At 65.5% G+C, this 26873-nt stretch carries 23 protein-coding genes; 2 read left to right on the forward strand and 21 right to left on the reverse strand.

Annotated features, from left to right (window positions below; genetic code table 11):
- Positions 1 to 49 precede the first annotated feature (49 nt).
- From AC13D8_RS18905 to AC13D8_RS18935, 7 genes are all read right to left on the reverse strand, one after another.
- Positions 50 to 1738: a c-type cytochrome gene (locus tag AC13D8_RS18905; protein ID WP_482970129.1), complete on the reverse strand. Its 1689-nt coding sequence runs from the start codon at positions 1736 to 1738 to the stop codon at positions 50 to 52.
- A complete protein-coding gene (locus AC13D8_RS18910) occupies positions 1738 to 2418 on the reverse strand; it encodes an SCO family protein (RefSeq protein ID WP_482970130.1) in 681 nt (226 codons plus the stop codon). The genes AC13D8_RS18905 and AC13D8_RS18910 overlap by 1 nt, the downstream gene beginning before the upstream one ends.
- Before the next feature lie 86 nt (positions 2419 to 2504).
- Positions 2505 to 4436: a hypothetical protein gene (locus tag AC13D8_RS18915; protein ID WP_482970131.1), complete on the reverse strand. Its 1932-nt coding sequence runs from the start codon at positions 4434 to 4436 to the stop codon at positions 2505 to 2507.
- Between the two features lie 70 nt (positions 4437 to 4506).
- A complete protein-coding gene (locus AC13D8_RS18920) occupies positions 4507 to 5295 on the reverse strand; it encodes an SCO family protein (RefSeq protein ID WP_482970132.1) in 789 nt (262 codons plus the stop codon).
- A gap of 41 nt (positions 5296 to 5336) precedes the next feature.
- Entirely contained in the window at positions 5337 to 7232 is a 1896-nt protein-coding gene (locus tag AC13D8_RS18925) for a multicopper oxidase family protein (protein ID WP_482970133.1), read from the reverse strand.
- Between the two features lie 524 nt (positions 7233 to 7756).
- Positions 7757 to 8563 (reverse strand): hypothetical protein, encoded by an 807-nt coding sequence (locus tag AC13D8_RS18930; RefSeq protein ID WP_129434544.1) that lies wholly within the window; start codon positions 8561 to 8563, stop codon positions 7757 to 7759.
- Positions 8564 to 8704: 141 nt separating this feature from the next.
- Positions 8705 to 9583: a hypothetical protein gene (locus AC13D8_RS18935; protein ID WP_482970134.1), complete on the reverse strand. Its 879-nt coding sequence runs from the start codon at positions 9581 to 9583 to the stop codon at positions 8705 to 8707.
- A 242-nt stretch (positions 9584 to 9825) separates the two neighbouring features.
- Between AC13D8_RS18935 and AC13D8_RS18940 the strand changes: the two genes are divergently transcribed.
- The gene (locus AC13D8_RS18940; protein WP_482970135.1) at positions 9826 to 10872 is read left to right on the forward strand and encodes a DMT family transporter; all 1047 of its coding nucleotides are present in this window, start codon (positions 9826 to 9828) and stop codon (positions 10870 to 10872) included.
- A 9-nt stretch (positions 10873 to 10881) separates the two neighbouring features.
- Here AC13D8_RS18940 and AC13D8_RS18945 read toward each other — a convergent pair whose 3' ends face one another.
- The 10 genes from AC13D8_RS18945 to glpD all read right to left on the reverse strand — a co-directional run bounded on the left by AC13D8_RS18945 (position 10882) and on the right by glpD (position 21583).
- Positions 10882 to 11961 (reverse strand): glycosyltransferase, encoded by a 1080-nt coding sequence (locus AC13D8_RS18945; protein ID WP_482970136.1) that lies wholly within the window; start codon positions 11959 to 11961, stop codon positions 10882 to 10884.
- A gap of 78 nt (positions 11962 to 12039) precedes the next feature.
- Entirely contained in the window at positions 12040 to 13527 is a 1488-nt protein-coding gene (glpK, locus tag AC13D8_RS18950) for a glycerol kinase GlpK (protein ID WP_482970137.1), read from the reverse strand.
- Between the two features lie 75 nt (positions 13528 to 13602).
- Entirely contained in the window at positions 13603 to 15321 is a 1719-nt protein-coding gene (locus tag AC13D8_RS18955) for an ABC transporter substrate-binding protein (protein WP_482970138.1), read from the reverse strand.
- 43 nt (positions 15322 to 15364) lie between these two features.
- Complete coding sequence (locus AC13D8_RS18960) at positions 15365 to 15637, reverse strand: DUF2160 domain-containing protein (RefSeq protein ID WP_129434532.1); 273 nt, start codon at positions 15635 to 15637, stop codon at positions 15365 to 15367.
- Positions 15638 to 15728: 91 nt separating this feature from the next.
- The gene (locus tag AC13D8_RS18965; RefSeq protein WP_104019480.1) at positions 15729 to 16025 is read right to left on the reverse strand and encodes a GIY-YIG nuclease family protein; all 297 of its coding nucleotides are present in this window, start codon (positions 16023 to 16025) and stop codon (positions 15729 to 15731) included.
- 90 nt (positions 16026 to 16115) lie between these two features.
- Entirely contained in the window at positions 16116 to 16922 is an 807-nt protein-coding gene (locus tag AC13D8_RS18970) for a carbohydrate ABC transporter permease (RefSeq protein WP_129434528.1), read from the reverse strand.
- Positions 16922 to 17794, reverse strand: coding sequence for a carbohydrate ABC transporter permease (locus AC13D8_RS18975; RefSeq protein WP_482970139.1), 873 nt, complete (start codon positions 17792 to 17794; stop codon positions 16922 to 16924). Before AC13D8_RS18975 ends, AC13D8_RS18970 begins: the two co-directional genes overlap by 1 nt.
- Positions 17794 to 18882 (reverse strand): ABC transporter ATP-binding protein, encoded by a 1089-nt coding sequence (locus AC13D8_RS18980; protein WP_482970140.1) that lies wholly within the window; start codon positions 18880 to 18882, stop codon positions 17794 to 17796. The genes AC13D8_RS18975 and AC13D8_RS18980 overlap by 1 nt, the downstream gene beginning before the upstream one ends.
- A gap of 11 nt (positions 18883 to 18893) precedes the next feature.
- On the reverse strand, positions 18894 to 19982 hold the full coding sequence (locus AC13D8_RS18985; protein ID WP_482970141.1) for an ABC transporter ATP-binding protein: 1089 nt from the start codon (positions 19980 to 19982) through the stop codon (positions 18894 to 18896).
- Complete coding sequence (gene glpD, locus AC13D8_RS18990; protein ID WP_482970142.1) at positions 19979 to 21583, reverse strand: glycerol-3-phosphate dehydrogenase; 1605 nt, start codon at positions 21581 to 21583, stop codon at positions 19979 to 19981. The genes AC13D8_RS18985 and glpD overlap by 4 nt, the downstream gene beginning before the upstream one ends.
- A 181-nt stretch (positions 21584 to 21764) precedes the next feature.
- On the opposite strand from glpD, the gene AC13D8_RS18995 reads away from it, so the two are divergent.
- A complete protein-coding gene (locus tag AC13D8_RS18995; protein ID WP_482970143.1) occupies positions 21765 to 22535 on the forward strand; it encodes a DeoR/GlpR family DNA-binding transcription regulator in 771 nt (256 codons plus the stop codon).
- Positions 22536 to 22764: 229 nt separating this feature from the next.
- Here AC13D8_RS18995 and AC13D8_RS19000 read toward each other — a convergent pair whose 3' ends face one another.
- The 4 genes from AC13D8_RS19000 to AC13D8_RS19015 are packed head-to-tail and all read right to left on the reverse strand — an operon-like array spanning position 22765 to position 26871.
- Positions 22765 to 24873 (reverse strand): molybdopterin-binding protein, encoded by a 2109-nt coding sequence (locus AC13D8_RS19000; RefSeq protein ID WP_482970144.1) that lies wholly within the window; start codon positions 24871 to 24873, stop codon positions 22765 to 22767.
- Positions 24870 to 25361 (reverse strand): molybdopterin-guanine dinucleotide biosynthesis protein B, encoded by a 492-nt coding sequence (gene mobB / locus AC13D8_RS19005; RefSeq protein WP_104019487.1) that lies wholly within the window; start codon positions 25359 to 25361, stop codon positions 24870 to 24872. The genes AC13D8_RS19000 and mobB overlap by 4 nt, the downstream gene beginning before the upstream one ends.
- Positions 25358 to 25990 carry a molybdenum cofactor guanylyltransferase MobA gene (gene mobA / locus AC13D8_RS19010; RefSeq protein WP_482970145.1) on the reverse strand — a complete coding sequence of 211 codons (633 nt, stop codon included), beginning with the start codon at positions 25988 to 25990 and terminating at the stop codon, positions 25358 to 25360. Before mobA ends, mobB begins: the two co-directional genes overlap by 4 nt.
- The gene (locus tag AC13D8_RS19015; protein ID WP_241691175.1) at positions 25987 to 26871 is read right to left on the reverse strand and encodes a formate dehydrogenase accessory sulfurtransferase FdhD; all 885 of its coding nucleotides are present in this window, start codon (positions 26869 to 26871) and stop codon (positions 25987 to 25989) included. Before AC13D8_RS19015 ends, mobA begins: the two co-directional genes overlap by 4 nt.
- Between the last annotated feature and the right edge of the window lie 2 nt (positions 26872 to 26873).

Below are 26873 nucleotides of genomic sequence, written 5' to 3' on the forward strand. Positions count from 1 at the left end.
AGGTCGCCCCGCCGCCCGCTACGTACCCGTTGGCCCATTACTCAAAACCTCAGGGTACGATCCAGTCGCTGACAACCCGATATCCCAGCCGGGTATCGGGGGCGAGCGCGGCGATGAACGCGCCTTTCGAGGCGAAGCGCTGCCCCGGTCCCAGCGCAAGCTCGGGATGGGTGCCAGGGTTCAATTCGTTCTCGGCCTGGTGCTCGATGATCTCCAGCATGTAGTCACGGTAGAAATCATCAATCATGTGCAGGAGCGAGAACTGCGCCATCGTCAGGGCGTAATAGGTCTGCAACTGGATACGCGGGTGGCTCACCTCGAGCCGCCGGGAATGCATCCAGCCTCGCACGCGAAACTTGCGGGGGTGATAGCTGCCGGGCTTGTCATAGGGCCAGACCAATCGCGTGCGCGCCATCAACTCGGGGGGCAGCGTCTCGAGCGCGCGGTCCTTGGCCGCCGAAGGCAGGTAGATGCGCGAGGCACCGGGCGCGGCACCGGCCAGCGCCGCGAGCACGCCGTCAATGTCCTGTGGCCAGAGCGCAAGTACATCCGCATCCCCCGCGGCGGCCAGTGCCGCCCTGAGCTCCGCCGCATCCTCGTAGGTCACCGTCTCTACCGTCACATCCGGCAGCACCCGCTCCAACGCCGCGGCGAAGGCTTGGGCGGGCCGGGTGCCTGCGGGGCCGGTGCCGTGAAGCTGCACCACACGCGCCGGAGCGCTGTCCCGGTCGCCCAGGTGCAGGGCCAGCGCCTCGGCCTCAAGCGCGAGGCCGCGGTTGAAGAAGACCGAATAGCCATACCGCCCCTCACCGGGCGTGGGCAGTTCGGTATTGGGAAAGATGCAGGGCAGGCGACGCGCATCGCAGAACGCGCCGATCTCGTCCCACGGCCCCGCGACCAGCCCGCTTACCGTGGCGAACACCGGCTGCGCGGCATAATGCGCCTCGAGCTGCGCGCGCCAGGTCCCGGGCGGCCCCTCGAGACGCCAGACATGCAATTGCCAATAGCGATAGGCGGAAATGAAATTCGACCGGTAGTTGGGCGAGAAGGTGGGATTCTGGGTGTCGCCCTCGGTGTCCTTGTTCATCCAGTCGAAGAACAATTCCATCGTGCGCAGCATGGCATCCGCCGCATCCGGGTCTGCATCAGGGCCGATAATCGTGGCGAAATGGATGTCGCGCCCTTCGACGCCCGGAGATATTTCCTCCGACAGCGTGCGCAGGAAAGCCGCCAGATTGGCCACGTCTGCGTCCGACAGGTCATAGCGCGGCATGATCGGGTCGAACTCATGGCCGCCGGGGTCCACCCCTTCGCGCAGTGCGCGCGCCAGCGCCGCCTCGTCATAGGCGGGCCGCATCCGCGGCTGGCGCACCCGTGCCCAGAAGCCGGGGGGCTGCACCTCCTGGTAAAGCTCCTTGAAATTGCGGTTGCGGTCGGGCGTCTTGGCGTTGAACAGCACCTCGCCGATGATGGGGGGCATGTAGTTGCCCCCCTCCGACGTGCCGAACCCGCTCGGACGGTGACAGCTCACGCAGGAAAACTGCGCGCCGGTCACTTCGACATCGCCCTGCGTTACGCCGCGGATCGGGGCGCCATCGGCGCCGATCCCCTCCCAGTAGAGCCGCTTGCCCGCCTCGGCATCGCCCGCCTGCCCCGCAACCACAAAGGCCGGGGCCGCCGCCAGCAGCACGGCGAGCGCCGCCGCCCGCAGCCGCCCGATTACTGCCCATCGTGGCATCAGTTCACCTCTGGACGCAGCAGCTTGGCGTATTCCTCGGCCAGTTCCTCTGCGCCGAGCAGCCCTTCGAGCCGCAACCACTTAGCCCCGGCGTTGGCGCGCAGGAATGTGAGTGGGCGGTGATACATCTTGTTTTCGCCCTTGTAGACGGCGTCGAAGGCGCGCACGACGGCAAAGATATCGTCGAACTGCCCGGTCAGCATAACCCAGTTGTCACGCGCATCGTGTAACTCGGCATACTCGCGCAGGCGGCGGGGCGTATCGTATTCTGGATCAATCGAGACCGACACCATCAGGTAGCGATCATCGATCGCCGCGAGGTCGGGCTGTACCTGGCCGAAGGTCGCGCTCTGCACCGGGCAGATGGTGGCGCAACTGGTGAAGATGAAATTCAGCAACACCGGACCGTCGAACTCCATCAACTCCGCGAAATCTACCTTGCGGCCCTGCCGGTCACGCAAGGGGACGGCGGGGGCGGCATAGGCGTGGTGGCCGCGCTTGTAATGAAATCCGTCGGGACGCATCGCCAACTCGGTATTACCGGCGTCCATGCCCAGATGATCCGGCATCCGGTGCTTGTCCTCATGTGCCAGCGCGTCGGGCCCGGAGAAAAGAATGAGCGCCCCAGTGGCGATCACCGCGGCGCACAGGCGCGGAAAGGAAATGTGATGAACGTTCATCGTGGTCTCCACGAACTGAAAGTGAGTAATGTCAGTCTCGTGGAGACCGGCGGCATCGCCGCCGGCCCCCCGTATTACGTCGCAGGTCAGTGCACCGACCACACCGCCACGTCGTGGTGCAGCGCGTCGAACTGGTACATCCGCAGCCGGCGCGACGGCTCGTAGGTAAAGGTCACCTCGAGGTTATGCTCGCCCACGCCATCGGTGTTGACGTAGTCCGATATCTCCTGCTGCATCCCGCCCCAGGCGAACTGGTGCCCCAGCCCGGCATAGCGGCCCGGCTTCCAGCCCATCTCGCTCACCGGGGTCGGCGACGGCTCGTCGGGCCTGGTCGCCGGCGGCACCGGGATCGGGCCCTGGCCTGCCACGTGGATCCAGAAGTAGTTGCGCCCGAAGGTAAAGAGCGGACCGGCCCCGCCCACGGGCAGCGTGTTGTGGAAGGTGTTCTCCCACCCCCGCAGCCCGCCGAAATCCACCAGCACATAGGCATGGGGGAAGTAATCGCCGTTCAGAAGCTGGATATTTACCTTGTCGCCGCGCTTGTCCCACAGGCCCTGGTCCATCCGCACCTCGGCCTCGCCGTCATGCCCCTTGAGCTTGCCATACATGGTGTTGTTGAGAAACAGCGCCGTCACGTCGGTATCAGGGGCCATCTCATAGCCCGTGGGCAGCGTGCGGCGGTTCCGCCAGTCGTAGAAGGCCTGCCGGATCAGTTCCATCTGAGCCCGCACGACCGAGGCGTTGAACCCACGGAAATGTCGCCGGTAGTCGCGCCCGGTGTCCATCGCGGCCAGCTCGCGGAACATCCGCCACATGCGCTTGGCCGGCGCGGTATCCCCGATCATGCCGATGGCATTGAGCTTGGACTCCTCGCTCTCGCGCGGATTTTCCCCGAACACGGCGATTTCGGCCGCATTGCGCGGCATGCCATTGGCCAGTGGCACGAGTACATTTTCCGTGACCTGCACGCGCGGCGGGTGGTTCCGCCAACCCCAGTGATAGCTGAGGTTCCAGAACCGCGCCGGCGGCATCTTCATGTTGAGCGTGTACTCCAACCCCTCCTCCATCGGAAAGAAGGTCTGGTCCATGCCGACATTCGGCAGGCGTGGGAAAGCGTCACCCCCTTGTGTGAGGTCGGGCCCGCCGAGATCGGTCAGGTCGAGCTCCGTGGGATCGTCGAAGAACATCGCGTAGGGCGCGAAGTCCTCATGGCCGCGGTTGAGAATCTTGACGACATAGTTGATCGTCCATTCCTCGTCATTCACCACGGTCGGGTCGATATAGGCCACGTCCGACTCGATATGCGTGTCGTACCAGAGCTGCGTTATCGTGATCGTCTTGGTCTCGGGATCGACTGCCTTGGTCTTCAGCCCGCCAAGATAGTGCAGCAGAGGGAAACCTTCGTATTCACGCTCGCTGAACCGCCCGCGCAGGTCGTTGCCCTCGATGATGTCCACCGCGTTCTGCGCGAGTTCGCGAAGGTCCGCGATATTCACCCGACGGGGATAGGAGTAGCAGAACCGATATCCCCGGACGCTGCGGCATACCTTGCGCGGCTCCGCCATCGCCTCGATCTCGTCCATGATCCAGTCGAGATCATCGGTCGGCGAGGTCTTGTCGATTTGGCGGATCACCGGATCGTCGTGCAGGTTGTAGGGGTTGTCCGGTGTCGAGGGTAACGTGTTCGGTATTTCGTTGCCCCGGCACGTCTTGGCGTTCTCGTAGATGGTCGGAAGCATGTTGGGCGGGTTAGGGCCGAAGGAATCACCCTCGGGAAACACCGCCGTGCCGCCCGCCGTGGTGAGATAGGTGCGCGTGGCGGGGGTGATAACCTCGTCGCTCACCGGATCGCGCACTTCGTTGGTTGTGCGGATTTCAAAGGGAACCCGGGGCTGTTGTCCGCCGGCGGCATGGCCGCCGTTCTCGCAGAACATGTTGAGCCCGGCCGGCCCCTGCGCGAGGGCTGTTCCCCCCCACAGGCTGATGACGGGCACTGCCATCACCGCGGCCAATTTCATGGATTTACGAAACATTTCGTTTGTCTCCGTTACAAATGACTTGTCAGGCCCCGCGCGGCGGGGCCCGGAATCACGCTTCGCGGTTGTGGTTGCGCAGGTCCGTGAGATCGAACACCCGCGGGCCCGCGCGGTGCGGCTCGGCATCGGGCTCGGGCGCACGCCCGGGCATAACCCAGCCCACCCGCTCGGCGGCGTCATCGGCGCGGATATCCCACGGGAAGGTGCCCCACAGTCCGGCACGGCCATTGCCGTAGAACACCACGTCCACCTTGCGCTTGCCGGGCAGCGTCGCATGGCTCATGCGATACATCCGAAAGGCAAGATCGGCGCAATGCTGCGGCGTGCCAGTCAGGAAGTGCCAGCCCTCGGGCGCGTTCAACTCGCGCGCATAGGCCGCCATCCGCGAGGGCGTGTCGTGCTCGGGGTCGCGGGTGATAGAGTAGACGAACACATCGCGCCCGACCTTCTCGCCCAGCTCGTGCACGACATCGGCCATCCGGCGCGTGATCGGCAGGTGCGCCTCGTCCTGGAGGCTCATGAAGTGCATCATCACGACCTTGTTCTCGACAAAGCCCTCGTAGAAGGCCATGCCGAGACCGTCCTGATTGACCATCATCACATTGGGAAACGAATCCCGCAGGTTGGGGTCGATAACGCCACCGCTCTCGACGGGGTTGCACAGGACCGGCGTGTCGTTGGGATGCGCCTGCGCCGCGGCGTCGCGCAGCCGGCCCCGGGCTTCGGCTGCCGCCGCCGCCGCGCGTTCCTGCGAGTTGCCGGGCGTGGTGTAGAACCCCGCCGTCACCCCCGCAGCCGCCGCGACCGGCAGGCTCGCCATGAATTGACGTCTGTTGGTCATATCTTTTCCTCTCTCGTTCAGAGAATTCCGTTACGGCGCGCTCAGTCGCCCTGACCCGGTTCGACGATGTCCCAGCGGATCATCATCGCGTGGTCCTCGTGGACGACGTTGTGACAGTGCATCACGTGCTTGCCGAAGAAATCACGCCAGTGGCTGTAGAAAGTCACCTCGTCACCCGGTCCGAGCGAGACCACGTCCTTGCGGGACCGTTCGACCGCGCTTGGCGGGCGTCCGTTAATCTCGAGGATCTGGAACTCTTCGAAATGGGTGTGCACGGGGTGAGCCCAGGCGTTGCCCTCGTTGCGGAACGTCCATATTTCGGCAGAGCCCTGCTCGATCTTGGCATCCACGCGGTTGGGATCCATCAGGCGGCCGTTCACCGTCCAAAGCCCGTTGTCGTAGTCGAACACAAACAGGCGCTCGCGACGCACTTCGGACATGTCGATCTCGGGCAATTCGCGCATCCGCGCAGGGATACGCGAGGGATCGTCAACCTTTTCACCCTTGGCGCGGAACTCCATCACCGGCATCATGTTCTCATCGTCCAGCATGTAGCCGGTCGGACCCGCGCCATCGTCGCGAATCTCGAGATCGTTCCAGACCTGGATCTTGTCGCCATCGCTGTATTTCGAGAAATCCACGATCACATCGAACCGGTTGGCCACCCACAGGCTCAGGGTGGACTCCACCAGTGGCGCCTCCAACAGGTTGCCGTCGTTCGACAGGACGATCCAGTCGTCGTAATAGGGATCACCGCCATCTCCCGGCACGATGCGCAGGCGCAGACGATAAAGCCGCGATGGACCGCCATTGAGGAAACGGAAGCGATACTTGCGCCGATCCACGTCGAGATATGGGGTGATGATGCGGTTGACCGTCACCATGTCGCCGATCATGCCCTGCGTGGTGTATTGCAGGCGGTTCGAGTCAAACGTGTCTGGTGCCCCCTGAGAGTTGCCCACATCGACCGGGCTAGGGCGCGGTTCGGGGTTTGGCTGGTCGCCGTTGTCGGGCAGGAAGAAATCCCACCGCGCCTGTCCGTCGGCGGTGAACTGCACGTCGTGCAGGATCAGCGGAATATCATACTTGCCCGAGGGCAGACGGAACGCGCGTCGGTTGCGGTCACGCTCGTTACCGGAGTCGCGCTCGTCGAACAGCAGGTAGAATCCCGAGAACCCGGCATAGACATTGGTCGCGGTGAAATCGAGCCGGTGATCGTGATACCACAGGGTATTCATGATCTCGGTGTTGTAGGCGCTCCACCCGTTCGGCGACCCGGCCGGGAAATTGGCATAGTGGTGATCCCAGAATTCGCCGGGATTGAAGAAGTCCTGCGGGATGCCGTCGGATTCCGACGCGGTATGCGCATTGTGCAAGTGGATCGTAGGCGACGGCAGCGCGAACTGCACCTTGCCCGCCCCCACCACCGGCAACATGTTGATGCGGCGCAGGAACACCGGCTCGCCGTAACGGGCGTGATAGGTCTCGCCCGGCGTGATGCCGTTGAAGCCCCAGTGCCACGAGCCGATATCGGGATCGCCGTCCTTGCCCACGACATCCGGCGTACCGTCGCCATAGGGGGGCTGCCAGTGGTATTTCCAACGGAACTCGCTCAGCACCTCCTGGTAGAATTTCTGCGGCGGGAAATCGTCATAGCGCTGATGGCGCGCCGGCTCAGGGGCCGGGTCAAGCGTATCCGGATCGACCGGCTCGGCGAGCGGCATGATGTTGAGCGGGGCCGTGAACGGCTCCACAAAGGGGCTCGGATCGGTGACGATGCTCGGCTGAAACGTGTCGGGGAACACGAGGCCCGATTGCGTCAGGCCCTCGGCGGCATTGTCCGGCCATTGTTCGATCTCGACCGCGCCGGCCTGCGTCGCCGCGACCGTCGCACCAGCCGCACCGAAGCCAAGCTTCAATGCATCTCTTCGTTTCATGCTTTGTCCTCCAGCAGAAAAAGCTTTGTTAAACAAACCAGGGCAGGCAAAATGCGCACCCTCCCGTGCCATCGACATGCCACGGGCGAGAAGGGCCGAAGCCCCGTGACGCCAACGCGCGCGGCTCCAGCGCCGCTTGCATCAGTCAGATTTCTATCGGGCACGAGCCCGGAGCTTGGGAAACAGGCCGGAAGGGTGAGTAATGTGTGGCCCGTGCGTGACCGTGATCACGCGAATTTGGTTTAATAGGGTTTAGAGCGGTCGCTCCTCTTCAGGTTTCACGCGCTGTACACAAATTTTTCGTCGAACTAATCGACACCAAGATGCGCGCTTAACACCAGACGTGACCACATTTTTTTGCGATAAACAACGATAACATTTTCGTGATATCACGTAAGATCGCTTGGTCTGACGATATCTGCACGTGTCCCCGCCACTACCCCTTTGGTTGTGCCCGGGATTTTTTTGTCGATCATTGCGGGACATTCCGTTCAACACGCGCTCGAACGGGCAGCACCCGCGCGCTATCCGCGCCCGGTGACGCGCACCCGAATCGTGCGCCTCTGACCCGCGCGCAGGATTTCCACGGAAACTTCCTCGGCCTGCCCGAGCATGTCCTTCGCGTTCGCCAACAGCTCCGGATCGAACACGTTGTGCCCATTGACGCGCAGCACCTTGTCGCCCCGCCGAAGGCCGATCAGGTCATAGATATGCCCCTCACGCACCCAGAGTATCTCGGGGACGAGGTCGCCCTGCCCGCCGTTGGGCGCCACCATTCGCACGCTGCCCGCGCGACCCAGAACCAGCCGCATGTCGCGCCCGGCCAGCAGGCTGAGCGGCAAGTCCGCTTCGAGCGGCGCATCGGACGCGTTGGAGATGAGATCGGCCAGCAGCGAGCGCGGCGTCTTGTCGAATCCGACGAGGGTCTCCTCGCCGTCCTGCCGCAGCCGCACGCCCACCTCCTCGATCGCCACCACTTCCGTGGCAACGCCCAGCGTGTCGCCCTTGCGCACGATCTGCTCTCCACCCGTGCCCGACAGGATGGCCCAGGCGTCCTCTCCGCCGGCGACCAGCCCTACGAGGCGCCATGTCTGTTTTGGGCGCGGCGCGGAGGCCGGTTTGGGCGGGTCAGGCACGTAGGCGTCAAAGATCGCGGGCCAGGGCGCATCGGGCTCGGGGGCGGCGCTGCGAGCGACCTCGGCCAGCGCATCGCCGATCTCGACCGGGGGCGGTGGAGCGGCGCGCGTGGCGAACACCGCCCCCCACAGCGCCCAGCCGCCATAGGCGAAACCACCCGCCGCCAGCAGCACAAGCAAAAGAGCCGCGCGCATCGCATCAGCCTCCGGGCCGGGGCAGCGTCCGCACGGGGCAGGCCTGTCGGGAAAGACGGCGATACGTCATGGAAATCGTCCCAAAGGAATTCGTCTTGACTATAGCGCGCGGCACCGCCGCCGGGCAAGCGCAGCAGGGGTTCAGTCCAGCGGCGGCACGGCCAGGGGATGCGACCAATTGGTGACCGGAGTGGCCTCGTCGGCGGGGCGCGCCAGCAAAACCTGTGCGTGGAAATGCCCGCTGGTCTCGACACCGTCAGTCTGGTGGCCCGCGGCGCGCGCGTTTGCAATGGCGCGGGCTTGCTCCTCGGGGCCTTCGAACCGGCGATGAACGAAGGGCGGCACCGGCAGTTGCTCCTGCACCATGCCATGCGCGCGCAGCAGCTCCGCTGCCGCCGCGCGCTCGTTGCCGCGGATGGGCGACGTCATGATCCACGGCTTGCGCGGCCCGCAGGCCGCGAGTACCCGATCCAGCGCGCGCGGCATGAGTTGCGCCACCGAGCCGCATTCCACGATCATGTCCACTTGCCCCAGCGCGGCGGCCAGCCCGTCAGAGGGATCAGAGGTCTCGAGATCCTCGGCATATCCTTCGTCGAACAACCCCACCGCGCGCCCATAAGCCACGGCATTGGGCATGATGTCGAGCCCGGTGACATGCAGCGGTGGGGTGCGGCGCGGCAGGCGTACGAGCCAATCGCGGTCGCGCGCGATCACGTCACCGGGCGAGAGCCCGTCGAAAGCGGGATCGCGGTAGCGGGCAAACACCTCTGCCAACGTGGTCTCGTGGCGCATCAGCAGCGTCACGATCCCGTAGCTCGACGCAAAATCCAGCATCCTCGGCGCGTCGAGCCCGCGCACGCGGGCAACCGCATCGAGCCCGGCCCGGAATGCCGCCGTGGCATGGTGCTGGTTGCGATAGCCCAGCGCATCCATCATCCGGAAATAGGCCCGGCAGTCGGGCTGGTCATAGGTGTCGTCGAAGATGGTAACAAAGGCTTCCGCCTGCGGCTCTTCGGTCATCGGAACGCTCCCTGCGCGGGTCTTTTTCCCTGCCAAGCTGCGCGCCCCGGCATCGAAAGGCAAGCGAATGCACGCGGGCGTGATCTTCGCACCTAGCAAGAGCCGATCCGTGAAACAATGTTGCGTGGCGATTGAGGCATCGTGAACCGCCGTGCGCTGAAGTCATTTGCACTCGGCACCGCCCTGCCCCATCGTCGGAACAAGGCGCAGGCGCGCCCTAGTGACGAGGATAAGGATCAGTAATGGCCCAGGCCGGCACCCAGGCAATACCGGACAATTCGCGGATCATGATGGGCGCGGCGCTCGCGTGGGTCGCGGTCGTGATCTTCGCGGCCGGCAATTCCATCGTCTCGCTGCTCGCCGAGATCGGCATGGAGAACCGGGTGATGGGACGAAACGTCATCACCTATTGCAACCTGCTGTTCGTCGGCTCGCTCATGTCGATCGTGCCGATGGGTTTCATGTTCTGGCGCGAATGGACGCTGGAAAACCTGCGCAAGCTGACGCGTTTCAACTGGATGATCCTGACACTATCGGCGTTCCTGTCGTCGGCGCTGACGCCGGGGCTGTTCTTCTACGCGCTCGAGCACACCACGGTAACCAACGTGGTGCTCATGGGCCGGATCGAGCCGCCGCTCTTCGTGCTGGCGGCGTGGCTGATCCTGCGCGAGGAATTCGAGCCCTGGGCGTTCGCCGCCGGGCTGGTGGCGCTGGTTGGCGCGGTATTGATGCTGTGGCTCAACAGCGACGGCGGGGTCAGCTTCGGCAAGGGCGAGATCGGCGCGCTGCTGGCGACGCTCTCGTACATCGCCTCGACGCTGGTGGCGCGCACCGGGCTGCGCGGCATTCCTCTGGGGATTTACGCGATTTACCGCACGGTGGTGGGCACGATCTTCTACTTCTTCCTCGCGATCTACCTCTTCGGCCCCATGCATTTTCAAGACGTGTTCCACCCGCTCGTTTGGGAATATGTCTGGATCTATGCCCTGATCGTGGTGATCGGCGGGCAGTTCGCCTGGGCGCTGGGGCTGAAATACGCGCGCTCGGGCGACGTGTCGCTGGCCACCTCCTTCTCGCCGCTGGCCGCGATCCTGATCGCGATGGTGCTGCTTGGCGAGGACCCGGGGCCGGGCCTCCTGCCCGGCGGGGCGATCATCCTGCTGGCCATCGGGCTGGGGCAATTCGGGCGGCTGCGGTCGCGCCGCACACGCGACGATTGCCCGGCAGCGGCCCCAGCGCTTTCGCGGGCGATGGAGCACGAGGGCGAAGTGAATTTCAAGGGCACGTGAGAGGGTGCCCTAGCACCCGCCATCCACGATCCGGAACGTCTCGTGCGAGGGCACCTGTGTGGACAGGCCAAGCTGCTCCAGCGCCGCGCGCTTGAGCGGCGCGCCCGCCTCCAACGGCACGGAGACATCCGCCGCGCCTTGCATCTCCCAGACCTCCACCGGCACCGATCCCACGGGCGCGATGCCACCAATCCCGGCCGCGCGGATGATCCGCAGCCGTGCCGCGTTGGCGTGGGGCACATGCCGCGCGGCCTCGGCAAGCGGCGCACGGCGATAGGTTGGAAAGCCGCCGAGCACCGCGTCGAGCGCCGCCCCGCCCTCCTGCAAGTACACACTCACCCGCGCCCCGGAGATGAGCTTGTCGGCGATTACGCCACCGGCATGGCACACGGCCCCGGCTTCGGTTTCGGCCATCACCACCACCTCGTCCAAAAGCCCCAGCGGCTGCCGCGAGAGGAAAAAGGCGAGAATTTCCTGGGCCATGCGGCTGTAATGGTCCGGGTTGCGCGTATCGTGCACGATGCGCCCGATATCGACCTCCGCCACCTCCGCCCCGGCAGCATGGATGCGCAGCATAACGTCGATATCGACGGCGTAATCCGAGGTCAGCCGTTCATGCGCGATCCGCGATCGGTCGAACAGGTAGATACCGGTGTTGGGCGCGCGCAAATCCCCCAGTCCCGGAAACATCAGCCGCAGTGCGGGTGCCACCAGCAGCCGCGTCATCGGCATCGGATCGTTCGGATCGTTCCACGCGCCCTTGACCAGCCCCACCCCCGGCGCGCGCGCCTCGGCCATCCGCGCAAAGAGCGCGGTGTCGAACCGGCCCAGGTCGGCATCGACCTTCATCACCCAGTCATGCGCCGCCGCTGCCACACCGCTGCGCACGGCATTGCCCATGCCGCGCCGCGCCTCGGCAATGACGCGCGCGCCTACCGCCTGTGCCCGCGCCGCCGTGGCATCCGTCGAGGCGTTGTCGATCACCACCACCTCGGCCACGCAGGGCAGATCCTGCATGGTCGCGACCACTTGCGCGATGGTTTCCGCCTCGTCGCGGGCGGGGATGATGACGCTGATCGGGGCGTGCATGGCGGCTCCTTCGCAGGCACGGGCAGAGACGCGCAGCCTAGCCCCCCCCGCGCGCGGCCACAACGGCCCAACGACCTGTCAGAAGCTCATCGTGGCCTTGATCGCCCGTGCCCAGGCATCACGTTTTCGCGCCCGCGCCTCGGCGTTCATCCGCGGCTCGAACCGGCGCTCCAATGCCCAGCCCTTGGCGAATTCCTCCTGCCCCGGGTAGAGACCGGCGCGCATCCCCGCCAGCCAGGCCGCGCCCAGCGCCGTGGTCTCAAGCACCTCGGGCCTGTCCACCGGCGCGTCGAGGATGTCGGCGAGAAACTGCATCGTCCAGTCCGAGGCGCTCATGCCGCCATCCACCCGGAGGATCGCGTCGGCGCCGTGCCCCTCCCAGTCCGCGCGCATCGCCTCCAGCAGGTCGCGGGTCTGGAAGCCCACGCTTTCCAGCGCGGCGCGCGCCATCTCGGCAGGCCCGGTGCCACGCGTCAGGCCGAATATCGCGCCGCGGCAATCGGGCCGCCAATAGGGCGCACCGAGGCCCGTGAAGGCGGGAACGAGCACCACCTCCTGATGCGGATCGGCCTTCTCTGCCAGCGGCTGCGTCTCGCGCGCCTCACGGATGAGGCCGAGCCCGTCGCGCAGCCACTGCACCACCGCCCCTGCGACAAAGATCGAGCCCTCCAGCGCATAGGTCGGCTGGCCACCCAGCTGATAGGCGATGGTGGTTAGCAGGCGGTTCTGCGACACAACGGGTGTCTCGCCTGTGTTCAAGAGCGCAAAGCACCCCGTGCCATAGGTGGATTTGAGCATTCCGGGCTGAAAGCAGGCCTGCCCAACCGTGGCCGCCTGCTGATCGCCCGCGACCCCAAGGATCGGGATCTCGCACCCGAAGAGATCGGCGCGGGTGGTGCCATAGTCATCGGCGCTGTCGCGGACCTCCGGCAGCATTTCCATCGGGATGTCGAGCAGATCACAGATCGTGCGGCTCCATCGCCCCTTGCGGATATCGTAGAGCAACGTGCGCGCGGCGTTGGTGGCGTCGGTGGCGTGGACACGTCCCCCGGTCAGCTTCCAGATGAGAAAGCTGTCCACCGTCCCAAAAAGCAGATCGCCCGTCCGCGCGCGGTCCCGTGCGCCCTCCACGTTATCGAGGATCCACGCCAGCTTGGTCCCCGAGAAATACGGATCGAGCAGCAGGCCGGTTCGCGCCTTGACCATCTCCTCGTACCCCGCGTCGCGCAGGCGGGCGCAGGTATCGGCGGTGCGGCGGTCCTGCCATACGATGGCGCGGTGGATGGCGCGCCCCGTGTGCCGGTCCCAGACCACGGTGGTCTCGCGCTGGTTGGTGATGCCGATGGCGGCGACGTCGGCACCGGTGATCCCCGCCTTCTCGATGGCGGCGCGGCAGGTGGCGGCTGTGGTGGACCACAGGTCGCCCGCGTCGTGCTCGACCCAGCCGGAATCGGGGTAATGTTGCGGAAATTCCTCCTGCGCGGAGGTGACGGGCTTCATGCCTGCGTCGAAAAGGATCGCGCGGCTCGACGTGGTGCCCTGGTCGATGGCGAGGATATGGGTCATTGCGGCGCGCCCCTTCTGTCGTGATGCGATCGCCCGAACGGGCCGGGCGATCGCGCATTCAAGCAAGCGTGGCGCTTACTGCCAGGACTTGATCAGCTCGTCATAGGCGATGGTGACCGGCTTCTCGTCCTCGTTCTCCAGCGCAGGGTATGGCGCGCCCGGCTGGCTCAGCCAGTATTCGGGGTCGCGCTCCTCGTTCAGCTTGGGGCCGATATCGCCCTGGATGCCAGCCCGTTCGAGCCGCTCGAGCACGCGCTCCTGGTCCGAGCACAGCGCGTCGAGCGCCTCTTTCGGGGTCTTGGCGCCGGACATGGCGTCACCGATATTCTGCCACCACAGCTGTGCCAGCTTCGGATAGTCCGGCACGTTGGTGCCGGTGGGCGACCACTGCACGCGGGCAGGCGAGCGGTAGAACTCGACCAGACCGCCAAGCCGCGGTGCGCGCTCGGTGAAGTGGTCGGCATTGATCGTCGACTCGCGGATGAAGGTCAGGCCCACATCCGATTTCTTGAGATCGACGGTCTTCGACGTGACGAACTGCGCATAGAGCCACGCGGCCTTGGCACGGTCCACGGGCGTGGATTTCATCAGCGTCCAAGAACCTGCGTCCTGGTAGCCGATCTTCTGGCCTTCCTTCCAGTAGACACCGTGCGGCGAGGGGGCCATGCGCCACTTGGGCGTGCCGTCCTCGTTCATCACCGGCAGGTCAGGCTTGACCGTGGCGGCGGTGAAGGCGGTGTACCAGAACATCTGCTGCGCGATGTTGCCCTGCGCGGGGATCGGCCCGGCCTCGGAGAAGGTCATCCCGGCGGCGGAGGGCGGCGAGTATTTCTCCAGCCACTCGATTGCCTTGTCCACCGCGTAGACAGCGGCCGGGCTGTTGGTCGCGCCACCGCGCGCCATGCAAGAGCCGGTGGGTTGGCTCTGCTCGTTCACGCGGATGCCCCATTCATCGACCGGCAGGCCGTTGGGCTCGCCCACGTCTCCCATGCCGGCCATCGACATCCACGCATCGGTATAGCGCCAGCCAAGGCTGGGATCCTTCTTGCCATAGTCCATGTTGCCAAAGACCTCGCCCTCGACACCGAGATGGCTCAGGTCGCGCCCGGTAAAGAACTCGGCGATGTCCTCGTACGCCGACCAGTTCACCGGCACACCGAGGTCATAGCCGTATTCGGCCTTGAAATCGGCCTGGTTCTTCTCGTCGTTGAACCAGTCGTAGCGGAACCAGTAGAGGTTGGCGAATTGCTGGTCGGGAAGCTGGTAGAGCTTGCCATCCGGCCCGGTGGTAAAGGAGGTGCCGATGAAATCGTCGATATCGAGCCCCGGATTGGTCACATCCGCACCCTCGCCCGCCATCCAGTCGGTCAGGTTACGCGCCTGCTGATAGCGCCAATGGGTGCCGATGAGGTCGGAGTCGTTGACATAGCCATCATAGATGTTCTGCCCCGACTGCATCTGCGTCTGCAGCTTTTCCACCACGTCGCCCTCACCGATGAGGTCATGGGTGACCTGGATGCCGGTGATTGCCGTGAACGCGGGCGCAAGCACCTGAGACTCGTATTCATGCGTGGCGATGGTCTCGGAAACGACCTTGATCTCCATCCCCTCGAAGGGCTGGGCCGCGTCGATGAACCATTGCATCTCGGCCTCCTGATCGGCGCGGCTCAGCACCGAAAGGCCCGCTATCTCGTCATCGAGGAACGCTTGCGCGGCCTCCATGTCGGCGGCGGCCTGCCCGGCCATCAGGCCAAGCGAGACGATCGCCGTTGTCGTTGTCAGTCGCAAGTTCATGTTGTCCTCCCTTATGAACTCTCAGTCAGGTTATTATGCCGTCTCACACCCAGCGAAACACCGCCGCTGCGTAGATCAGGCAGACGATCAGCGCGTAGGGTTGGTTCGCGCCGACGAGCCCGAGCCAGGCCAGGTTGATGAAGGCCGAGCCCAGAAGCGTGATGAAAAGCCGGTCGCCCCGCGTCGTCTCGATGCGCAGGATGCCTCTGCGCGGGGTTTCGGGGAATTTTACCCCGATGATTGTGAAGGTGATCAATAGCCCCGCGATCACCATGAAGAAGATCGCCGTGGGCCAGGTCCATGCCATCCATGCCATATTCAACGCCTCCCCTGCAGCGCGCGGAGCGAAGGGATGTCATCCTCGGGCTTGACCCGAGGACCTCCCGCAACCGGACGATCAGCATCATCTATGCTCCGCGCATGTTCTGCCACAAATCCCGCCATTGAGGGTTCGCCGTCTCCACCAGAGCAATTTTCCAGTCGCGGTACCAGCGCTTCAGCGATTTCTCTCGCTGGATCGCATGGCGTGGCTCGGCATGGCGCTCGAACCATACGAGGCGCTCGAGATTGTAACAGTCCGTGAAACCACGAATGGCGTGGGTTCGATGTTGATACGCCCTCTTCGCAAGGTCGCTTGTCACCCCGATGTAGAGCGTTCCACGCGGCTTGTTGGTGACGATGTAAACGAACATGTCCTTCGGCATGGACGGCCCCGGTTCTCGCGAGGCGCTCATTCCACGAGGTCCTCGGGTCAAGCCCGAGGATGACATCAGAATGGTTAACGATGCGTTCCATCACACCCTCCCCAGGGCAAAGCCCTTGGCGATGTAGTTGCGCACGAAGTAGATCACGAGCGCCCCCGGCACGATGGTCAGAACCCCCGCCGCCGCCAGCACGCCCCAGTCGATCCCGGCAGCCCCCTGCGTGCGGGTCATGATCGCGGCGATGGGCTTGGCATCCACCGTGGTCAGCGTGCGCGACAAAAGCAGCTCCACCCATGAGAACATGAAGCAGAAGAACGCCGCCACGCCGATGCCGGAGGCTATGAGCGGCATGAATATCTTCACGAAGAAATGCCCGAAGGAATAGCCGTCGATATAGGCGGTCTCGTCGATCTCCTTGGGCACCCCGCGCATGAAGCCTTCGAGGATCCACACCGCCAGCGGCACGTTGAACAGCGTATGCGCCAATGCCACCGCGATATGCGTGTCGAAAAGCCCCACCGATGAATAAAGCTGAAAGAACGGCAGCGCGAATACCGCGGGCGGCGCCATCCGGTTGGTCAGCAGCCAGAAGAACAGGTGCTTGTCACCGAGAAAACTGTAACGCGAGAAGGCATAGGCCGCAGGCAGCGCCACCGCCACCGACAGGACCGTGTTCATGGTCACGTAGATGATCGAGTTGACATAGCCCATGTACCACGCCGGATCGCTCAGGATCGTGCGGTAATTGTCGAGCGTCAGGTCGTCGGGCCAGAGCGTGAAAGCGTTGAGTATCTCGGTATTGGTCTTGAGGCTCATGTTCAGCAGCCAGTAGATCGGCAGCATGAGAAACAGCAGATAGAGCACCATGACCAGGTTGATGCGCGGACGGAAATTCATCACTTGCCCCCCTGCTGGTCGAGATTGGTCATTACCGTGTAGAACACCCAACTCACCAAGAGGATCACAAGGAAATACATGATCGAGAAAGCCGCCGCCGGGCCGAGGTCGAACTGCCCCAGCGCCATCTTGACGAGGTCGATGGATAGCAAGGTGGTGGCGTTGCCGGGGCCACCCCCGGTGACCACGAAAGGCTCGGTATAGATCTTGAAGCTGTCCATGAAGCGCAACAGGATCGCGATGGTCAGCACCCCCGTCATCTTGGGCAGCTCGATATAGCGGAACACCGCCCAGCGGCTCGCCTGGTCGATGCGCGCAGCCTGATAATAGGCGTCGGGGATCGACTTGAGCCCGGCATAGGCCAGCAACGCCACCAGCGATGTCCAGTGCCAGACATCCATCACGATCAGCGTCACCCAGGCGTCAAGCGCGTCCTGCGTGTAGTTGTAATCGACCCCCAGCGCCGCCAGCGTGTGCCCCAGAAGCCCGATATCTACGCGCCCGAATATCTGCCAGATGGTCCCCACCACGTTCCACGGGATGAGCAGCGGCAGCGACATCAGCACCAGGCAGACCGAGACCATGACGCCGCGCTTTGGCATGTTGAGCGCGATGAGCACGCCCAGCGGCACCTCTATGGCCAGGATCACGCCGGAAAACAGCACCTGCCGCTGCAACGCGTTCCACATCCGCTCGTCCTCGAGCATCTGCCGGAACCAGTCGAGCCCCGCCCAGAAGAACTGATTGTTGCCGAACGTGTCCTGCACCGAGTAGTTGACCACGGTCATCAGCGGGATGACCGCCGAGAACGCCACCAGCACCAACACCGGCAGCACCAGGAACCATGCCTTCTGGTTGACCGTCTTTTCCATCACGCGGCCTCCTCGCTGCGAGACCCCGGCGCCACGCGCCAGTCGTCCGAATAGACGTTGATCGCCTCGGGGGCGAAACGTGCCCGCACGTCCCCGGCGGGCAACGGTGCACCCTCGGGCAACAGCGCGTTGAGCGCCGTGCCCTCGAAATCGAGACGCGCGATGCGGTGGCGGCCCACGTCCTCGACGCGGGTCACCGTGACCGGCAGCCCCTCTGCACCGAGGCTCACGAATTCGGGCCGCACGCCGATCTGCACCCGGCCCCCCGGCGGGGCATACTCGGCCCCGAGCGGCACCTCGAATCTCCCCACCCGCGCGACCTTTCCAGCCACCTCGGCGTCAAGAAGGTTCATCCCCGGGCTGCCGATGAAATACCCCACGAAAGTGTGCTCGGGCCGCTCGAATAGCGCCTGCGGCGTGCCCACCTGCACCACGCGCCCGTCATGCATCACCACAACCTTGTCGGCAAAGGTCAGCGCCTCGGTCTGGTCGTGGGTGACATAGATCATCGTGTGCCCGAACTCGTGATGCAGCGCCTTCAGTTGCGTGCGCAGCTCCCACTTCATGTGCGGGTCGATCACCGTGAGCGGCTCGTCGAACAGCAGCGCGTTGACATCCTCGCGCACCATCCCGCGCCCGAGGCTGATCTTCTGCTTGGCATCCGCCGTCAGCCCACGCGCCTTGCGGTCAAGCTCGGCCTCCATGCCGATCATGTCCGCGATGGCCTGCACGCGCGTGGCGATATAGCCCGCCTCCGCGCCCCGGTTCCTGAGAGGAAAGGCAAGGTTTTCGCGCACGGTCATGGTGTCGTACACCACCGGAAACTGGAACACCTGCGCGATGTTGCGTGCGGCGGTCGGCTGATCGGTGACATCGATATCGTTGAACAGGATGCGCCCTCGCGACGGGCGCAGCAGCCCCGAGATGATGTTGAGCAGCGTGGACTTGCCGCAGCCCGACGCGCCCAGCAGCGCATAGGCCTCGCCATCGCCCCAGACATGGTTGAGCTCCTTGAGCGCCCAGTCCTCCTCACCCGCGGGTGAGGGCAGGTAGCTATGCGCAAGGTTGTCGAGCGTGATCTTTGCCATGTCTTCCCCCCTCAGGCCGCCTGCGCATAGGACGCGGGCGCGACCAGCGCGCCATCGGTTCCGAACACGTAGACATGCGCGGGATCGAGCCAGACCCGCAGTTCAGCGCCGATCTCCAGATCGCGCACCCCGTGGATGAGCCCCACCCAGCGCTCTCCGTGATGGTCGAGATGCACAAAAGTTTCCGACCCGGTGATCTCGGTCACGCTGAGCCGCGTGTCAAAACCCATCACCTCGTCGCCGTGCCGCTCGATTTCCAGATGGTTGGGCCGGAACCCCACGATGTACTCCCCGTCCCCGAGCCGCGCCAGCGCGCCCAGCGCGGGCACCTCCTGCGCATCGCCAAATCCGATCCGGTCGCCTGTCTTGGTCACATCCAGGAAATTCATCGGTGGGTCGGAAAATACCCGCGCGGTGGTGGCGTCGGCGGGCTGACGATAGACTTCCGCCGTCGGCCCGAACTGCGTGATCCGCCCCTCCCACAGCGTCGCGGTGTTGCCACCCAGAAGCAGCGCCTCCTCGGGCTCGGTCGTGGCATAGACAAAGATCGCGCCGGACTCCTCGAAGATGCGCGGGATCTCGAGGCGCAATTCCTCGCGCAGCTTGTAGTCGAGATTGGCCAGCGGCTCGTCGAGAAGCACCAGCCCCGCCCCCTTGACCAGCGCCCGCGCCAACGCGCAGCGCTGCTGCTGCCCGCCAGACAGCTCCAGCGGCTTGCGGTCGAGCATCGGGGTGAGCTTCAGCATCTCGGCGGTCTCGCGCACGCCCCGGTCGATCTCGTCCGCCGCTTTGCCCTGCAGGCGCAGCGGCGAGGCGATGTTGTCATAGACGTTCATCGACGGGTAGTTGATGAATTGCTGATAGACCATCGCCACCGCGCGGTCCTGAACCCGCATCCCCGTCACATCCTGCCCCTGCCACAGGATGCGCCCCGTGGCGGGCGCATCGAGTCCGGCCATCAGGCGCATGAGCGAGGTCTTGCCCGCCAGCGTGGGCCCTAGCAGCACGTTCATCGTGCCGGGCGCAAGGCTCAGATCGGTGGGGTGGATATGCACCTCGCCGCCCACCACCTTCGATATGCCCTCAAGTGTCAGCGTCACGCCTTGGCCCTCCCCTTCGCCGCTGCGCCGGGCGCGCGCGCCGCGCGCATCCAGTCATCGAGCGCGGCGATCTGATCCTCGGTCATCTTCAGCCCCAGCCGCGTGCGTCGCCAGACCACGTCCGCCGCCTCTCGTGCATATTCGTGCGTCATCTGCCAGCGCACCTCCGCCTCGGTCAGCGTCGCGCCGAAATCGCGGCCCAGATCGGCGGCCTCGTGCGCATCACCCAGCACATGCGCAGCCTCTGTTCCATAGGCACGCACCAGCCGCGGCGCATGGCCCGCCTCCAGGAACGGATATCGCGACTCCAGACTTTCGGTCAGCGCCCCGACCCCGTCAACGGCGAAGTCCCCGCCCGGCAGCGGCACCCCCGCAGTCCACGCAGCCCCCGCACGCGGGAAATGAGGCGCCAGCCGCGCCATCGCCGATTCCGCCAGCCGCCGGTAGGTGGTGATCTTGCCGCCAAAGACGTTCAGGAGCGGCGCCCCCCCGGTTTCATCGAGCGACAGCACGTAGTCGCGCGTTGCCGCCGTGGCCGATTTCGCCCCGTCATCGTAGAGCGGGCGAACGCCGGAATAGCTCCAGACGATATCCGCCTCGGTCACGGGTCGCGCAAAATATTCGCTTGCGAACCGGCACAGGTAGGCCGCTTCCTCGGGGGTGCATTCGGGGGCCGTGTCGGGGTCGTCGTGTTCGACATCGGTGGTGCCGATGAGGGTGAAATCGCCCTCGTAGGGAATCGCGAATATGATCCGCCCGTCCTCGCCCTGAAAGAAATAGCACTTGTCGTGGTCATAGAGCTTGCGCGTCACTATGTGGCTGCCGCGCACCAGCCGCACGCCTTCGCTGGAATTGAGCCGCAGCGTGCCGGTGATGACATCGCTCACCCACGGCCCCCCGGCATTGACAATGGCGCGCGCGCGCACCGTTGAGGGCTCGCCGCCCTCCAGTCGGACATGCCATAGCCCGTCCCGGCGCTCTGCCCCGGCGACGCGCGTGCGCACCCGGATGCGTGCGCCCCGCGCCTCGGCATCGCGCGCGTTGAGCACAACGAGGCGGCTGTCCTCGATCCAGCAATCGGAATACTCGAACGCGCGGGTGAACTTGTCCTTGAGCGGCCGGCCCTCGGGCCCCTGCGTCAGGTCGAGCGTTTTCGTACCGGGCAATATCTCGCGTCCGCCAAGGTGATCGTAGAGAAACAGGCCCAGCCGAATCAGCCATGCCGGACGCCGGCCCTTCATCCACGGCATCACGACATTCAGAATGCGCGAGACCGGTGTCTCGCCCTCGAACCGCATGTCACGATGCCAGGGGAGTACAAACCGCATCGGCCAGCTTATATGCGGCATCGCCCGGAGCAGCGTCTCGCGCTCTATCAGCGCCTCGCGCACCAGCCGTATCTCGAAATACTCGAGGTAACGCAGCCCGCCGTGGAACAGCTTGGTCGATGCCGAGGACGTGGCCGACGCCAGGTCGTGCATCTCCGCGAGCTCGACCGAAAGCCCGCGCCCGGCAGCATCCCGCGCGATACCACAGCCGTTGATCCCGCCCCCGATGACGAACAGATCAACAATATCGCCGTCAGCCTCCTCCACGCGCATGCCCTCCCTCACATGAAAGTAAACGAAACAGCATTCGCGCGTTTCAGTCAATAACGAATGTTCGTTTTTGCTCTCTTTTGGCAGAGCACTACATTGACCGACATCACAACGCAGGCCACACACGCCCTTGCGGTGGGCGAAAAAACGAACATAATCGAACACTCAGCCAGCGAGGTCCGCCATGTCGCAATCGTTTCGCCAGCCCGATATCCTCGAGATCGCCCGCGCCGAGGGAAAGGTGATGGTCGAGAACCTCGCCGAACGCTTCAACGTCACCGTCCAGACCATCCGCCGCGACCTCACAGAGCTTGCCAACGCCGGCAAGCTTGAGCGCGTGCACGGCGGCGCGATCCTGCCCTCGGGCGTGAGCAACATCCTCTACGAGGAACGCCGCCGCCTCAACGAATCGGCCAAGACGGCGATCGGTCGCGCGTGCGCGGCGGCCATCCCCGACGCGACATCGCTCTTTCTCGACATCGGCACCACCACAGAGGCGGTGGCGCAGGCGCTGCTCGACCACCGCAACCTGATGGTGGTGACCAACAACATGAACGTGGCGCAAACCCTGCTGGCCAACCCCGATTGCGAGATCGTGCTCGCCGGCGGCGCGCTGCGACGCTCCGATAATGGGCTCGTGGGCCACCTCACCGCGCGCGCCATCGAGAATTTCAAGTTCGACCACGCGATCCTCGGCTGCTCGGCCCTCGACGAGGACGGCGACATGCTCGATTTCGACATCCAGGAGGTGCTCGTCGGCCAGACCCTTCTGAAACGTTCGCGCGAGGTGATGCTCGTGGCCGACCACTCTAAATTCCAGCGCAGCGCGCCGGTGCGCATCGGCTCGATCCGCGACGTCGATCACGTCTTCACCGACCTGCCGCTGCCTTCTGCCCTCGCCGAGGCCTGCGCGACATGGGACACCCATGTCCATGTCTGCCCACCCGGTGACTGACCCACTGCGTCTTCTTGGCTCAAATACTTGGCGGGAGTCGTCCATCTCCGAACAGGAGGAACGGCCTGCCCGCGCCGACGGCCAGGCTGACTGGAGAGCGACCTGAATCAGGCGGTCGGGCGGCCGATGGAGTGGCACAGCCCCGAGGCGGCAAGCTCTGCCTCAATCGCACGATTCGCACGCTGAACCGCAAGGTTCGGGCGCTGCGCGCCGAGGAGGAGAAGGCGTTTCAGGCGCCTGAAAAACTGCCGAACGGGATGTAGCGCACCGGGTCGCCGGGGTAGATGTCCGCCGCGCCGTCGGGCAGTTCGACCAGCCCCTCGGCCCAGCTCAGCCCGCTTATGCGCCCCGAACCCTCGGACTGGAACACCTCGGCGCGGCCGTCGCGGATGCGCGCGCGCAGGTATTCGCGACGCCCCGGTTTCTTGCGCTTCTCGAACGCAGCGGGCACGTCAAAGCCCTGCGGCGCGCACCACTCGGCCCCCGAGAGCACCGCCATGGCAGGCCGCGCGAAGACCAGCGTGCACACCAACGCCGCAACCGGGTTGCCCGGCAGGCCAAAAACCGGCACGCCGGCCCACATCCCGAGCGCCAGCGGCCGCCCCGGCTTGAGCGCGATCCGCCACTCCGCCATCGCCCCTGCCTCGTTCAGCAGCGCCGAGACGTGATCCTCGTCGCCCGAGGACGCACCACCCGAGGTCAGGATCACATCCGCCTCCGCCGCGCCCCGGTCCATCGCCGCGCGCAGGGCGGCGCGGTCGTCGGCCACCCGCCCGAGATCGACGAGATCGTATCCCGCCTGCCGCACAAGTGCTGCCAGCATGGGCCGGTTGGCGTCGTAAATCTGTCCCGCGCGCGCCGCCTCTCCCGGCTCGACCAGCTCATCCCCGGTGGAGATCACCGCCACGCGCAACCGCTTGAAAACAGGGAGGTCAGCCAGCCCCACGGCGGCACAAAGCGCCAGATCGGCAGGGGTCAGAACGCGCCCCGCCTCCAGCACGGTCGCGTCCGCCTCGACATCCTCACCGGCGCGCCGCGTGTTCGCGCCCGGCTTTAGCCCCCCACGAAAGGCGATGCGCCCCTGCCCGAGTGTCACGTCCTCCTGCAATACCACCGTATCGACGCCCTCTGGCAGCGCCGCGCCGGTCAGTACCCGCACGGCATGGCCCGGCGGCACGGCGCCCCGATAGGGCATCCCGGCCGCCGCGCGCCCCTCCACCAGCGGCAACACCTGATCGCCCTCGCCGAGCGACGCATGGGCAAACCCATAGCCATCCACCGCCGTGTTCGCCTCCGGCGGGTTGGCGCGCCGCGCCACCACCGGGGCCGCCAGCACCCGCCCCGCCGCGTCGCCGAGCGGCAACCGCTCCTGCCCCACCACCGCGCGCAGCCGGTCGCGCAGCATCGCCAAGGCGTCATCCACCGGCGTCCAGTCCACGCCCGCAGGCAGTGCGAAACAATCGTCGCGCAAGGGGGGCGGTTTCAGGGGGTCGTCGCAGGCTTTCATCAATTCCTCCTCGTGGCCCAGGCCGAGAATCCAGCCCTCCTCGGGCGCCTCCACCGCCAGCATGATGGCGAGGCGGTCGCGAGGCAAGCGGTCCATCGCACGCGCCATCAACCGCACCTGGTGCGCGTCGCGAATGCCGCCCGCCGCCTCGGCCCGTTTCACGGCCCCGTTAATGAGCCCCGGCCATGTCTCGACCAGCGCTACCGGCGCGTCGAACGGCTCGAACGGCCAGACCGCCACCTGCCCGGAAAACCTGCGCCGCAGGCGACCCAGCACCGGCAGCCCGGTCAGCACCTGCCCGCCGACAGCCCCCGCGCCGCCCATCTGCCAGCATGAAAAGGCGCCCGGCGCACGCGCATCCGCCACGCGCCGCTCGGCCATTCCATGCCCCGTGCGCGTATCCTTGCGCGGCAGGCCAGCAATATCGCGCCTCAGCCCGTTGAACCAGAACGGCCCCACCCCGGGAAAGCGCGCGTTGATTTCGGCCGCCACGTCGAAACGGTTGTTCGCTTTCGGCGTGTCCTCGATCCGGTCCTCCAGCCAATCCCAGACGGCAAAGGGATCGGCGTGGCCCGTCAAGGTCGCGGAAAACCCCGCCGGAAAACCGAAGGGAAAATCCACCCCGATGAGCAGCCTGCGCCCCGCCGCGCGCTCGCCCTCGATCAGCGCGGCGAGCGCCGCTTCGGCCTCGTCCCGGTTGCGCAGGTAGCGCGGGTCTTCCTCCACCTCGCCCCGCACGACCCCCAGCCAGATCGCGTCGCGTCGCGGGCGCGGGCCGGTATCGTTACCCCCGGACCAGTCGAGCATCGCGACCGTGTCGAATGGGGTCAAAGCCCCACCTCTGCGAGAATGAAATCCGCGATACCCCCCGTATCGTCCAGATCGAACACCGGCCGGTCCAGATCGAGAGGCACGTCGCTCGCCACCGCGCGGATCGTCGGATCATCCGTGGCGATCATCGCGTTGCCCGTTTCGGCGCGGAACGCCTCGACCTTGGGGTGGCGGTCGCGCTTGTAGCCCTCGATCAGCACCAGATCGACGGGGCTCAGCTTCTGCAACAGCGCCTCCAGCGCGGGCTCGCCCTCACCGCGCATCTCGTGCATCAGCGCAAAGCGGTTGCGCGAGGCCAACAGCACCTCGGTCGCCCCCGCGACCCGGTGGCGATGGCTGTCCTTGCCCGGATGATCGACGTCAAAGCTGTGATGCGCGTGCTTGATCGTCGAGACCGAGTAGCCCCGCGCGGTGATCTCGGTCACCAGCCGCTCCATCAGCCCGGTTTTCCCTGCATTTTTCCAGCCGGTGACACCGTAGAGCCTCATGCCCCTGCCCTCCTCTGCGCGAGGTCCAGGTCCCCGGGCGTGTTGACGTTGAAAAAGGCGTCCGGATCCTCGAATAGCGCCTCGCACCCGCCATGCTTGTCGGTCCAGAGCACGATCTTGCGCAGGCCACCCTCCAGAGCGGCGCGCAGATCGTCGCGCAGCGCCACGGGCCAGAGGCCGAAGGTGGGGTGGCGCACCTGCCCGCCGCGGCTCATAGACTTGGTCTCTTCCGCGCCGCGCGGCGTGGCTGCCAGCACCAACGGGTGATCCATCCCCTCCGCAGCCGCCTGGAAGCGCGCCACGAGGTCACGGGGAAAGAACGGCGTGTCGGCAGCCACAGTCACGATGGCCTCAGCCCCATTGCCCGCGGCCCAGTCGAGCCCGGCAAGCACCCCCGCCAGCGGCCCGGGAAAACCCTCGACCGGGTCGGGCAGAACCGGAAGGCCGAACCGTGCGAACCGTGTCGCATCGCCATTGGCGTTGAGCGCCAGCGCACCCGCCTGCGGTGCAAGCCGGTCGAGGACATGATCGAGGATCGTCGCCTCGCCAAGCGGCAGCAGCCCCTTGTCGCCACCGCCCATCCGCGTGGCCTGTCCGCCCGCGAGGATCACGCCGGGCGGAGCGCTCATCCTTGGGCGCTCTTGCGGCGATGCTTCGGGCTTTCCTCGGCCACGCTCGCGGGGTCGGCGTCGCGCAGGACCCGGTCTTCCCCGCTCAGGCAGACAAACCGCCGCCCGCGCATCCGGCCAATCAGCGTGAGCCCCACCTCGCGCGCGATTTCCACCCCCCAGGCGGTGAAGCCCGAGCGCGAGGCCAGCACCGGAATGCCCATCAGCGCGGTCTTGATCACCATCTCCGAGGTCAGTCGCCCGGTGGTGTAGAGCGTCTTGTCGTCCGGGCGCACGCCTTCGGAGAACATCCAGCCGGCGATCTTGTCCACCGCGTTGTGGCGGCCGACATCCTCCATGTAGACGAGCGGGCGCGCTCCCTGGCACAGCACCGTGCCGTGGATCGCCCCTGCCTCGAGATAGAGCGACGGGGTGCGGTTGATCTTGGCGGCCAGCGCGTAGAGGTCCGATGTGCGCACCTCCACCTGCGGCAGACGCACCTCCTCCAGCCCCTCCATCATGTCGCCGAAGACCGTGCCCACGGCACAGCCACTGGTGCGGGTCTTCTTTTTCAGCTTTTCCTCGTAGGACGTCTGTCCGTCGGTGCGCACCACCACCGTTTCCAGGTCGTCATCGTAATCTACACCGCGCACCACCTCATCCGGCGCCAGCATCCCCTGATTGCGCAGGAAGCCGAGCGCGAGATACTCGGGATAATCCCCGATGGTCATCGCCGTCACGATTTCCTGACCGTTGAGAAAGATCGTCAGGGGCCGTTCCTCGACCACCGAGATGTGCGCAGGATTTCCCTCGTGATCCACCCCCTCGACCGCGCGGGTGAGCCGCGCCGCACCGGGATCGGGCGCGATGAGATAGTCCGGAATATCGCTTTGAGCGGTCAATT

It is taken from the genome of Roseovarius sp. B-10 (genome assembly GCF_056859295.1).